Genomic DNA, 11,616 nt, shown 5'->3' on the forward strand with positions numbered 1-11,616 from the left:
GCCCGCACCGCCATCATGGCGCGCATGCGCGGCCTGCGCGGCACGGTGCCGGGCTCGTGGGGACGCCGGTGGCCCGTGGTGCTCGCCGCCGGCCTGCTCGTGCTCGGGATCATCGGGACGGCGGTGCGGCTGGACGCCCCCGCCGACGGCAGTTCGCTGCCGTTCGGGGCGTCGACGTGGCAGACCGGGGCCGTCGTCGTCGACGTCCCCTCCCCCACGGATGGCGGGTTGCGCACCGGGGACGAGGTGCGCGCGATCGCCGGAGCCCGCTTCGCCGATGGCCTGGGGCAGGTGCCCGAACCGGCGCCGGGCGACGTGCTGCGCTACGACCTCGCCGGCGACGCGGCCCGCTCGGTGCGGGTGGACCGCCCGGCGATCGGCCCGCTGGTCGCGGCCGGCTGGGGCGACCTCGTCTTCGTCCTGGCCCTCGGCGGCCTGGCGGTCGCGCTCTGGCTGCGGCGCCCCGACGAGCCGGCCACCGCCCCCCTGCTGGTGGCCGCCGCAGGACTGTTCGGCAGCACCATGACCGTCGTCGCCGGCCTGCCCGCCCTCGCCCTGGCCACCGGCGGACCACCGCTGTGGCTGTACTACGCGAACACCATCGGCGCGTACTCGATCGCCTGGGGCGCAGTGCTCGCGATGACGTTCCTCGTCGCGCCCGGCCATCCCTGGCTGACCCGCCGGCCAGGGCGGGTGCTCGGCCTGGCGTACGCCGGGCCGCCGGCTGCCGTGGCGGTGTGGGCGGTCGCGCTGCTGCTCGCGGTCGACGACCCGATCCGGCGGCTGGGCCTGCTCGGCGCGGGGCAGACCGCGGTGACCGCCGCGTCGCTCCTCGTCGGGATCGTCGCGGGGGTCGTGGCCTACCGCGGTGCCGCCGATCCGCTCACCCGGGCCCGCCTGCGCTGGATCGCCGGCGGTGGGGCCGTCGCCACGCTGACCGGCATCGTCGGGTGGAGCCTGCCGGAGCTGCTCACCGGCAGCCATCCCCTCCCACCCGGCGCGTACGGCCTGTCCGGGCTGCCGTTCGTCGTCGGCCTCGCCGTCGCGCTGCGCCGGCACCGGCTCTTCGACCTGGAACGGCTGGCCAACCGGTCGCTGGTGTACGCCGTCGTCCTCGCCGTCCTCGTCGGGGTGTACGTGCTCGCCGTGGCACTGCTCGCCTCCGGGCTGCGGCTCTCCGACGGGGTGGCCGCCGGGCTGGCCGCCGCGCTGGCCGCGCTCGCCCTCGCCCCGCTGCGGGCCGGCGCCCGGACGGCGGTGAACCGGCTGATGTACGGCCAGCGCGACGACCCGGCGCGCGTGCTGGCCGCGCTCGGCGGCCGCCTGGAGGCGGCGCTGCGCCCGGGCGACGTCGCCGGCACCGTCGTCGACACCGTGACCCGCTCGCTGCGCGTTCCGTTCGCCGCGCTCGACCTCGCCGAGGGCTCCGGGTTCCGCACGCTCGCTGCCACCGGGCGTCCCGCCGGCGCCGTCCACGAGGAGCCGCTGGTGCACCTCGGTGAGACCGTCGGCCGGCTGCGGGTCTCCGGTCGCGGACCCGAGGATCCCCTCGACCCGGTCGACCTGGCGCTGCTGCGCTCGCTCGCCGCGCAGGTGGGACCGGCGGTGCTGGCGGTGCGGCTGCACGAGGAGGTGCTCCGGTCGCGCACCGCGATCGTGGCGTCGCGGGAGGACGAGCGCCGGCGGCTGCGCCGCGAGCTGCACGACGGGATCGGACCGTCGCTGGCCGCCATCGCCCTGAAGACGGGCCTGGCCGAGCGCCAGGTGCCGCAGGGACCGGCGCGCGCCCTGCTCGGGCAGATCAGCGGCGAGGTGCAGAACAGCATCGCCGACGTGCGGCGGGTGGTGGACACCCTGCGACCGCCGGCGCTCGACGAGCTGGGCCTCGTCGGCGCGCTGACCGCCCGGGCGGCCGCGCTGTCCGGCGACCTGGAGATCGCGGTGACCGGGCCGGCGGACCGGCCGGTCCTGCCGGCCGGGGTGGAGACGGCGGCCTACCGGATCGCGGTCGAGGCGATGACCAACGCGGCCCGGCACAGCGGCGGCTCCCGCTGCACGGTCACCGTCACCGTGGACGAGGACCGGGTCGAGGTCGGCGTCGTCGACGACGGCAGCGGCCTGCCCGGCGTCCGGCGGCCGGGCGTGGGCCTGCGGTCGATGAGCGAGCGCGCCGCGGAGATCGGGGGCACGTGCGAGGTCAGCAGCCCGGACGGGGCCGGCACGTCGGTGCACGCCCTCCTGCCCCTCGGAGCCCCGGCGTGATCCGGGTCGTGCTGGCCGACGACCACCCGGTCTTCGCCGAGGGGTTGAGGACCGTCCTGGAGGCCGAGACCGACGTGCGGGTCGTCGCGGTGGCCGGCACCGGCCGGGCGGCGGTCGAGGCGGCCACCGCCGAGGTCCCGGAGGTCGCCGTCCTGGACATCGCGATGCCCGACGGCGACGGGTTGTGGGCGACCGCGCGGCTGCGCGAAGCGGGGCTGCCCACCCGGGTGCTGGTCCTGACCATGTCCGACGACGCGGAGAGCGTGTTCGCCGCGCTGCGGGCCGGCGCCGCCGGCTACACCGTCAAGGGCGCCGGCCCCGACGAGGTGGTGGCTGCGGTCCGGGCCGTCGCGAGGGGCGAGGTCCTGTTCGGCCAGGGCGTGGCCGAGCGGATGCTCCGGCACTTCACCCGGGCCGCGACGACCGGACCGTTCCCGCAGCTGACCGAGCGGGAGCACGAGGTGCTCGACCTGCTGGCCCGGGGCCTCGACAACCCGGCGGTCGCCCGCCGGCTGGCGCTGTCGGGCAAGACCGTGCGCAACCACGTCTCCAACATCATCTCCAAGCTGCAGGTGGTCGACCGGACGGCGGCCATCATCCGGGCGCGGGACGCCGGGCTGGGCGGGGTCCCCGGCCGCTCCTGAGAATCCCGGGCTCCCGCGGGACATCGTCCCGTGACGGCGGGACGGCGCCGCCCCGACGCTGCCCGCATGAGCACGACGACCACCGCCCCGTTCCGGGGGGCCACCGCTGACAGCCGGGCGCGAGCGGCCGCTCTGCTCAGCGGCGCAACCGGCGTCGCGGCGAACGTGCTGCTCGTGCTGTTGTTCGCCCTCGCCGAGCCGTTCTCCGGCGCCTCGAACGCGGCGTCCTGGCTCGGACCGGCCGACGACTGGCTCATGGTGCCGCAGTTCGCCGCGCTGATCCCGGTGGCGCTCGCCCTCGGCCGGCGGTTGCCGGCCACGCGGTGGGCCCGGGCGCTGAGCGCCGCCGGCGCCGTGGCCATGGCCGTGATCGTGCTGGCGCAGCTGGCGCTGGTCCTCGGTCTGCTCGCCTTCGAGGTCCAGGTCGGCGTCGTCGTGGGCGCGATCGTCGTCCTCTACCTCTGGCTGCTCGGCACGAGCCTCGTCGGCCACCGCACGGGCCTGCTGCCCCGCCCGGCCACGCGGGCCGGCGTCCTGCTCGGGACGTCGCTCCCGGTCGGGGCGGCCCTCGTCGCGGCCGGCCTGCTGGTCCCCGGCCCCGCCCGGTGGGCCCTCTGGGCTCCCGGGTTCGCCCTCGGCGCCGCCGGCTGGCTGACGCTGCCCGTCTTCCCCCTCCTGGTCGCACGGTCCGTCCTTCGGAAGGAGCACCCATGAGAACCACCTACCGGGTCCTGGCCTACCTGATCGCGCTGGAGGTGGTCGTCCAGGCGGGCGCCCTGGCGCTGGGGGTCGCCGGTCTCGTGCACTGGGTCGACGGCGGCGGCGTGCTCGACAGCGCTGTGGTCGAGGGGGACAGCGACCCGTTCCCCGAGGTCGTGGGCCTCATCGTGCACGGGATCAACGGCGGGATCGTCGTCCCGGTGCTGGCCCTGCTGCTGCTGATCGCGTCGTTCTTCGCCCGCGTCCCCCGCGGGATCCCGTGGGCGCTGGCCGTGCTGGGGTTCGTCGTCGTCCAGGTGATGCTCGGCTACTCGCTCGCGGACGTGCCCGCGCTGGGCGCCGTGCACGGCATCAACGCGCTGCTGCTGTTCACCGCGGCGCTGATCACCGCTCGCCGCGCGCGGGTGCGCCGGCCGGCGGCCGAGGACGTCGCCCCGGCGACGGCGGACACGCCGGTCTGACCGTGCGCCGGCGCCTGCGGGTCCTGCTCTCGGCCGGCGCCGCGCTCGCCGTCCTCGGCCCGCTCGGGTGGTTCTGGCAGGACAGCCTCCTGCCGGGCACCTACTCGGTGATGGACATGGGGTACGTGGACACCGGCGGGGGCGCTGCCGAGAGCCATGCGCACGGGGACGGCGGGATCGACCTGCGCACCCTCACCGCCGACCCCGACCGGCCGGCGGACGTCTCGGTGACGCTGATCGCCCGGCAGGAGCGGTTCCGGCTCGCCTCGGGTCGCACGGTCGCCGGCTACACCCTGAACGGGAGCTCTCCCGGGCCGACGATCCGGGCGACCGTCGGCGACCTGGTGGAGGTCCGGCTGGTCAACATCTCGGTGCCGGACGGCGTCACGATCCACTGGCACGGCGTCGACGTTCCGGGAGCCGAGGACGGCGTCGCCGGCGTCACCCAGGACGCCGTCGCCCCGGGAGCGGAGTACGTGTACCGCTTCGTGGCCGACCGCGCGGGCACGTACTGGTACCACTCGCACCAGCGCTCTGCCGAGCAGGTCGCCGGCGGGCTGCTCGGCGCCCTGGTCGTCGACCCGGCGCCCGTCGCCGATCCGGCCGCCGACGTCCTGGCGCTGGTGCACCACTACGGCGGGGTCGCGACGGTGAACGGGCGGGAGGGCGACGTGCTCGTGCCGGCGGTGCCGGGGAGCACGGTCCGGGTACGGGTGATCGACACCGACAACGGCCCGATGTGGGTCTGGGTCGGCGGCGGCCGGTACCAGGTGGCGGCGGTCGACGGCACCGACGTGCACGAGCCGGGCCAGGTCTCCGACCGCGCGCTGCTCGTCCCGGCCGGCGGGCGGGCGGACGTGCTGGTGACCCTGCCGGACGACGGGTCGCCGCTGCGCGTGCACCTCGGCGGGCGGACCGGGATCGTCCTGAGCTCCTCGGGCCGGGCGCCGGCGGTGGTGGCCCGGCCGGCGCAGGCGCTCGACCTGCTGTCCTACGGCGCCCCGGCGGCACTCGGGTTCGACCCGGACGCACCGGACCGGCGGTTCGACTACGACATCGGGCGCCGTCCCGGCTTCCTCGACGGGCGCCCCGGGCTGTGGTGGACGGTCAACGGGCACGCCTACCCGGACGTCCCGATGTTCGTGGTCAGGGAGGGCGACGTCGTCCTCGTGCGGATCGTCAACGCCAGCGGCGAACGGCACCCGATGCACCTGCACGGTCACCACGCCGTCGTCCTGTCCCGCGACGGGGTCCGGGCCACGGGCAGCCCGTGGTGGGTGGACTCGCTGGACGTGGCGGACGGCGAGACCTACGAGATCGCGTTCGTGGCGGACAACCCGGGCGTGTGGGTCGACCACTGCCACAACCTGCCGCACGCCGAGCAGGGCCTGATCGTGCACCTGGCCTACGCCGGGGTCAGCACCCCGTTCGTGATCGGCGGCCCGGCGGGCAACGTGCCGGAGTGAGCCGTCAGCGGGCCAGGAGCATCGCGGTGACGTCGAGGTCGTGCACGCCCTGCGCGGCGGCGTCGGAGCGGATGGCGAAGGCCAGGGCCACGGCCTCGGCGACCACGGAGTGGCAGTTCTCGTCGGCGGGGAGGAAGTTCGCGGCCTCCAGGCGGGGACGGGCGACGGGGGCGAAGGTGGCGGTGGCGGCCATGGTGGGTGCTCCTGCTCGGTCGGGACGCCGGGTGCGTCCCGGTCACCGAGAACTCTCCGGGGCCGGCCGCAGGGCAGCCGCGAGGAAACCGCACGATCACCGCAAGACGTCCGGCCTCACCCGGTCGGGTGAGCGCACCCCGTTTCCGGGCACTTCCCGCTCTCGCCGGGGCACCTCCCTGTCGTTATGGGGAGGTCGGCTGCCGGAAGGAGGTGGGACGTGCGGATCTCGTTCGTCGTGTACGGGCTGCTCTACATCATGATCGAGCTGGTCGGCGCGCGGCTGGAGCAGATCGGCTGGCCGTCGCTGACGCCGCTGGACGTCGCCACCGCCGTCGTCCACGCCCTGTTCGCGATCAGCGTGTGCGTCGCCGTCCTGCTGGGCCTGGACGTGGCCGCCCGGCGCTGGCGGCGTGCCCGGCTGGTGTACCTGCTCGAGCGGGCCCGCCTCGCCGAGGAGGCCGAGCCCGGCACGGTGACCGTCGAGTCGTGGCGACCGGCGCCGCTGGCGCTGCCGGCCGGCCCGACGCCGGTCGCGTTCGCCGGCCCCGACTACGCCACCCCCCAGGACGGCGGCGCGCTGCCGCTGTACGTGCCCTCGGAGATCTTCGACCGCGACGGCCACCGGCTCTAGCAGGCACCTGGGCCGCCAGGATGGCGGCCATGAAGTACCTGATGACCTACCGCGCCGTGGACGGCTTCCTGCCGCTCGCGCAGGCCAACATCGCCGGTCACCGCGCGCGGCTGCAGGAGTTCCACGACCGCGGGGTGCTGCTGCTGGCCGGCCCGCTCGGCGAGCCCGGCAACGGCGACGCGATCGGCGTCTTCACCACCCGCGAGGCGGCCGAGGAGTTCATCGCCGGCGACCCGTTCGTGGTCAACGGGGTGGTCGCCGAGTGGGCGGTGCGGCCGTGGAACGAGGTGCTCCGACCCGACGCGTGACGCGCTCCCAGCAGATCCAGGGAATCCGGTGACGTCACGAGCAGGCAGGAACGGCTAGGGTTCCGGGCGTCGGGAAGGCTCTGCGCGATGGCAGGACCCCGATGCACCACCTCAGCAAGGAGCAGGGAATGCCCGAAGGAACAGTGAAGTGGTTCAACGCGGAGAAGGGGTTCGGCTTCGCCACCCCTGACGGTGGTGGACCGGACGTCTTCGTCCACTACTCGTCCATCCAGACCAGCGGGTACCGCTCGCTCGACGAGGGCCAGCGCATCTCGTTCGACATCGAGCAGGGCCAGAAGGGCCCGCAGGCGGCGAACGTCACGCCTCTCTGATCTTCTGGACCAACGCAACGCCCCCGTCCGGTTCGCCGGGCGGGGCGTTGTCGTTCCCGGGGCTAGCGGCGCCGGGGCACGTAGCCGCCGATGAGGGCGGCCATGAGCAGCGCGCCGTCGTCCTCGCCGAGGGCGTCGGCCGCCTCGGCCATCGCCCGCCAGCGCTGCCGCTCCACGTCGGTCGGCGCGTTCGCCGCCCGGACGGCGAGCTGCTCGACCAGGCGCGCCCACTCCCCCTGCGGCGTCGGCCAGAGCCCGGCCAGCCGGCGCGCCTCGGCCGAGATGCCGGTGAACCGGACGATCTCGCCGGCGTAGTTGGTGAGCGCCTCGACGTAGCCGGAGTCGACCAGCGCCCGGGCCGCGGCCGTCACGTCCGGCTTGGGCAGCCCGCTGGCCGGCACGACCTGGCCGAGGTAGGGCGCGCCGCCGTGCTGCGGGGCGTCGACCAGCCGCGCGATCGCCCGGAGCACCGGCAGGTCGCGGGTGAACCAGACGTCGTCCAGCGGGCGGGCGAGGGGATCCACCGCTCCACCGTACGGGCCGCCCGGATGCGGAACCCTCCAGACCGATCCTGAGCAGTGGCAACTTTGTCACTCATCGTTCACACAGGGTGGCCACAGGTGAGCAAGGATGAGCGGGACCGGAACCCGTTGGTTCCGGTCCTCTCGCACGCTCATCGCCGAGGAGACCCGTGTCCCATCGCAATCCCCTCCGCCCAGCCGTGCTGGGCCTGACCGTCGGCGCCCTCGCCGCGGGCGGGCTGGTCCTGGCACCCGCCGCCTCCGCCGCGCCGTCCCCCGACGTCGTCATCAGCGAGGTCTACGGCGGCGGCGGCAACGCCGGCGCCCCCTATGCGAACGACTTCATCGAGCTCTACAACCCCACGTCCGCGCCGGTGAGCCTGTCGGGCTGGGCCGTGCAGTACGCCTCCGCGACCGGTACCTCGTGGAGCGTGACGTCGCTCAGCGGCAGCATCCCGGCCAACGGCCACTACCTCGTGCAGGAGGCCGCCGGCGCGAACACCGCCGCCCCGGCGCTCCCCGCCCCTGACGCCACCGGCACCCTGGCTCTGAGCGCGACCGCCGGCAAGGTCGCGCTGACGACCGACTCGACCAAGCTCACCGACCGGGGGCTCGGCGCCGCGTCCGTGAAGGACTTCGTCGGCTTCGGCACCACGGCGAACGCCTACGAGGGCTCCGGCCCGGCGCCGGCCCCGTCCAACGGCACGTCGATCGCCCGGACGGGCGGCGACCTGGACCAGAACGCGACCGACTTCGCCACCGGCGCTCCGGGCCCGCAGAACACCGGGACGCCGACGCCCCCCGACGGCGGCACCGATCCCGGCCCGCTGACCTGCGACACGACGCCGGTCTCCATCGGCTCGGTGCAGGGTCCCGGCGCCACCAGCCCGGTGGCCGGCTCGACGGTGACCGTGGCCGGCACCGTCGTCGGCGACCTGCAGGAGGGCGGCTTCGGCGGCGTGTTCGTCCAGGACGGCGGCGACCAGAACACCGCCACCTCCGACGGCATCTTCGTGTTCGGCGGCACCCTGCCGGCGCTGGTGCCCGGTGACGCGGTCGTCGTCCGCGGCAAGGTCACCGAGTACAACGGCCTGACCGAGCTGGGCTCCCCTACGGCCGTGACCTGCGGCCACCCCGGGCTCCCCGCCGCCACGACGCTGCCGCTGCCGTCGTCGGACGCCGACCGCGAGGCGCTCGAGGGCATGCTGGTCGCGCCCGCCGAGGACCTCACCGTCACCGAGGTCTACGACCTCAACCGCTACGGCGAGATCCAGCTCGCCCAGGGCGGCCGGCTGATCACGCCGACCGAGGAGGTCGCGCCGGGCCCGGAGGCCACCGCGCAGGTCGCCGCGAACGCCGCGCGCTCGATCCTGTTCGACGACGGCTCGACGGCCAACGTGTCCAGCAACCCGCCGTTCCTGACCGTCGACGACCCGGTGCGGGTCGGCGACACGGCTCACCTGGAGCCCGTCGTCCTCAGCTACGGCTTCGACTCCTGGCTGCTCGAGCCGGCCGACGGCACCGCCGAGGGGACCACGTTCGCGGCGACCAACCCGCGGCCGGAGGCCCCCCAGGCGGTCGGCGGCGACCTGCGCATCGCCGACTTCAACGTGCTGAACTACTTCGTCGACTTCCCGTCGGAGTTCGGCGACGACGCCCGCGGCGCGACCAACGCCGCCGAGCTCGCCCAGCAGCAGACGAAGATCGTCAACGCGCTGGTGGAGCTGGACGCGGACGTGATCACGCTGCACGAGATCGAGAACTCCGCCGTCCTCACCCCGGACACGCCCTACCGGGCGGTGGAGACGCTGATCGCGGCCCTCGAGAACGCGGACGGGCACGACTGGGACTACGTGCGCGCCCACGAGGACACCGACGTGATCACCAACGCGATCATCTACCGCACCGACCGGGTGACCACGGTGGGCGGCCCGCGCATCCCGTCCGACGCGCAGCTCGCCGCCTTCAGCAACGCCCGGACGCCGATCGCGCAGACCTTCCGCGCCGGTGACGAGGTCTTCTCGGTGATCGCCAACCACCTGAAGTCCAAGGGCAGCTCCTGCGGCACCGGCAACGACGACCCCTCGGTCGGCGGCGCGGGCAACTGCAACGGCGCCCGGGTGGCGCAGGCGACGGTGCTGCGCGACTTCGCGGCCACTGTCGCCCAGGAGTCCGGCGACCCCGACGTCCTGCTGACCGGTGACTTCAACTCCTACCGCTACGAGCCGCCGCTCGACGTGCTGCGCGACGCCGGCTTCCAGGAGGTCTGGACGCCGGGTGAGTACAGCTACGTGTTCGACGGCGGCTCGGGCTCGCTGGACCACGTGTTCGCCACGTCGTCGATGTACCCCAAGATCACCGGCCACACGATCTGGGACATCAACGCGGTCGAGTCCTTCGCCTACGAGTACGACGGCGCCGAGTCGCTGTACGCCCCGTACCCCTACCGGGCCAGCGACCACAACCCGACGGTCGTGGGGCTGCGCACCCAGGTGGCGGCGTCGGCGTCGATCTCGAACCCGCAGCCGTTCCGCGGGGACAAGGTCACCGTGACCGGCACCGGGTTCACCCCTGGGAAGTCGGTCACGGCCACCCTGCCGGCGCAGAACAACCGCGTCGTCGGGACGGCGATCGCCGGCCCGGACGGCACGGTGACGATCTCCTTCACGGTCCCGGTGCTGCTGCCGCAGGGCAGCTACCCCGTCGTCCTGACGGCGGCCGACGGGGAGAAGGCGACCACGTCGTTCTCGCTGTACCCGGTGCTGCAGGAGACGTGGTTGCGGCTGATCGGCTGGCTGGGCGGGAAGCACTGATCTCCCCCCGCTGACCCACCACGGCGGCCGCGTCGCCCGGAACCCTCCGGGTGGCGCGGCCGCCGTACCGTTTGGTCATGACCGCATCCGCTGAGCAACAGCCGAAGGTCGCCAAGACCGACGAGGAGTGGCGGGCCCAGCTCGCGCCGGAGGAGTACGCGGTGCTGCGGCAGGCCGGCACCGAACGGCCCTGGACCGGCGAGTACGTCGACACCAAGACCGTCGGCGTCTACAGCTGCCGGGCCTGCGGGGCCGAGCTGTTCCGGTCGGAGACGAAGTTCGACTCGCACTGCGGCTGGCCGTCGTTCTGGGAGCCGTCGGCGTCGGACAACGTGGTCCTGCGCGAGGACCGCGGCTACGGGATGGTGCGCACCGAGGTGCTCTGCGGCACCTGCCACAGCCACCTCGGCCACGTCTTCGACGACGCCCCGCAGACGCCGACCGGCGACCGCTACTGCATCAACTCGCTCTCGATCCGCCTCGAGCCCGCCAACGGAGGCTGAGCGCGCAGGTTTTCTGCGCTCTCAGCCTCCACTTACGCCAGGTCGGCCACGAGCTCGGCGACCGGCTTGCGGACGCCGGTGTAGAACGGCACCTCTTCGCGGACGTGCCGGCGGGCGGTCGCGGCGCGCAGCTCGCGCATGAGGTCGACGATGCGGTGCAGCTCGTCGGCCTCGAAGGCGAGCATCCACTCGTAGTCGCCGAGCGCGAAGGCGGCGACGGTGTTGGCCCGGACGTCGGGGTAGTCGCGGGCCATCTTCCCGTGCTCGGCGAGCATGAACCGCCGCTCCTCGTCGGGCAGCAGGTACCACTCGTAGGAGCGCACGAACGGGTAGACGCACACGAAGCGGCGCGGCTCCTCCTCGGCGAGGAACGCCGGGATGTGGCTCTTGTTGAACTCCGCCGGCCGGTGCAGCGCCATCTGCGACCACACCGGGTCGAGCCGGCGCCCCAGGGCGGTGCGGCGCAGCCGGCCGTAGGCCTCCTGCAGCGCCTCCGCCGACGACGCGTGCCACCAGACCATCAGGTCGGCGTCGGCGCGCAGGCCCGAGACGTCGTAGGTGCCGCGGACGACGACGTCCTTGCCGGCGAGCTCGTCGAACAGGGCCTGGACCTCGTCGGCCGCGGCGGGGCGCTCGTCGTCGGCGAGCGGGCGGGCGAGGCGGAACACCGACCACATCGTGTAGCGGATCGAGGCGTTGAGCTCGTTGGCCCGCTTGCCGACGCTGCGCTGGTCGCTCTGCTGCTCGCTCATGGCCTCAT

Annotated in this window: 13 protein-coding genes; 10 read left to right on the forward strand and 3 right to left on the reverse strand. The window is 74.4% G+C overall.

Features of this window, described 5'->3' with window-relative positions; all coding sequences use genetic code 11:
• Positions 1-24: 24 nt before the first annotated feature.
• From GGQ55_RS26180 to GGQ55_RS26200, 5 genes are all read left to right on the forward strand, one after another.
• Entirely contained in the window at positions 25-2,262 is a 2,238-nt protein-coding gene (locus GGQ55_RS26180; protein WP_179721940.1) for a sensor histidine kinase, read from the forward strand.
• The gene (locus GGQ55_RS26185) at positions 2,259-2,906 is read left to right on the forward strand and encodes a response regulator (protein ID WP_179721943.1); all 648 of its coding nucleotides are present in this window, start codon (positions 2,259-2,261) and stop codon (positions 2,904-2,906) included. The genes GGQ55_RS26180 and GGQ55_RS26185 overlap by 4 nt, the downstream gene beginning before the upstream one ends.
• 66 nt (positions 2,907-2,972) lie before the next feature.
• Positions 2,973-3,620: a hypothetical protein gene (locus tag GGQ55_RS26190; RefSeq protein ID WP_179721945.1), complete on the forward strand. Its 648-nt coding sequence runs from the start codon at positions 2,973-2,975 to the stop codon at positions 3,618-3,620.
• The gene (locus tag GGQ55_RS26195; protein WP_179721948.1) at positions 3,617-4,087 is read left to right on the forward strand and encodes a hypothetical protein; all 471 of its coding nucleotides are present in this window, start codon (positions 3,617-3,619) and stop codon (positions 4,085-4,087) included. Before GGQ55_RS26190 ends, GGQ55_RS26195 begins: the two co-directional genes overlap by 4 nt.
• Positions 4,088-4,089: 2 nt before the next feature.
• Positions 4,090-5,553, forward strand: coding sequence for a multicopper oxidase family protein (locus GGQ55_RS26200; RefSeq protein ID WP_218859453.1), 1,464 nt, complete (start codon positions 4,090-4,092; stop codon positions 5,551-5,553).
• A 4-nt stretch (positions 5,554-5,557) separates the two neighbouring features.
• Here the strand turns inward: GGQ55_RS26200 and GGQ55_RS26205 are convergent, their stop codons facing one another.
• Entirely contained in the window at positions 5,558-5,746 is a 189-nt protein-coding gene (locus tag GGQ55_RS26205; protein WP_179721951.1) for a hypothetical protein, read from the reverse strand.
• Between the two features lie 219 nt (positions 5,747-5,965).
• On the opposite strand from GGQ55_RS26205, the gene GGQ55_RS26210 reads away from it, so the two are divergent.
• The 3 genes from GGQ55_RS26210 to GGQ55_RS26220 all read left to right on the forward strand — a co-directional run bounded on the left by GGQ55_RS26210 (position 5,966) and on the right by GGQ55_RS26220 (position 7,019).
• Positions 5,966-6,379 carry a hypothetical protein gene (locus tag GGQ55_RS26210; protein ID WP_179721954.1) on the forward strand — a complete coding sequence of 138 codons (414 nt, stop codon included), beginning with the start codon at positions 5,966-5,968 and terminating at the stop codon, positions 6,377-6,379.
• Positions 6,380-6,408: 29 nt separating this feature from the next.
• Complete coding sequence (locus tag GGQ55_RS26215) at positions 6,409-6,687, forward strand: YciI family protein (RefSeq protein ID WP_179721957.1); 279 nt, start codon at positions 6,409-6,411, stop codon at positions 6,685-6,687.
• Positions 6,688-6,815: 128 nt separating this feature from the next.
• Positions 6,816-7,019, forward strand: coding sequence for a cold-shock protein (locus tag GGQ55_RS26220; protein WP_179721960.1), 204 nt, complete (start codon positions 6,816-6,818; stop codon positions 7,017-7,019).
• Positions 7,020-7,081: 62 nt separating this feature from the next.
• Here the strand turns inward: GGQ55_RS26220 and GGQ55_RS26225 are convergent, their stop codons facing one another.
• The gene (locus GGQ55_RS26225) at positions 7,082-7,543 is read right to left on the reverse strand and encodes a hypothetical protein (RefSeq protein ID WP_179721963.1); all 462 of its coding nucleotides are present in this window, start codon (positions 7,541-7,543) and stop codon (positions 7,082-7,084) included.
• A gap of 197 nt (positions 7,544-7,740) precedes the next feature.
• On the opposite strand from GGQ55_RS26225, the gene GGQ55_RS26230 reads away from it, so the two are divergent.
• Positions 7,741-10,353: an ExeM/NucH family extracellular endonuclease gene (locus GGQ55_RS26230; protein WP_179721966.1), complete on the forward strand. Its 2,613-nt coding sequence runs from the start codon at positions 7,741-7,743 to the stop codon at positions 10,351-10,353.
• A gap of 77 nt (positions 10,354-10,430) precedes the next feature.
• Positions 10,431-10,856: a peptide-methionine (R)-S-oxide reductase MsrB gene (msrB, locus tag GGQ55_RS26235; protein ID WP_179721969.1), complete on the forward strand. Its 426-nt coding sequence runs from the start codon at positions 10,431-10,433 to the stop codon at positions 10,854-10,856.
• A 32-nt stretch (positions 10,857-10,888) separates the two neighbouring features.
• Here msrB and hemQ read toward each other — a convergent pair whose 3' ends face one another.
• Positions 10,889-11,608, reverse strand: coding sequence for a hydrogen peroxide-dependent heme synthase (hemQ, locus tag GGQ55_RS26240; RefSeq protein WP_179721971.1), 720 nt, complete (start codon positions 11,606-11,608; stop codon positions 10,889-10,891).
• Between the last annotated feature and the right edge of the window lie 8 nt (positions 11,609-11,616).

Origin of the sequence: Petropleomorpha daqingensis (assembly GCF_013408985.1) — a bacterium.
In the GTDB taxonomy this organism is placed as follows: Bacteria; Actinomycetota; Actinomycetes; order Mycobacteriales; family Geodermatophilaceae; genus Petropleomorpha; species Petropleomorpha daqingensis.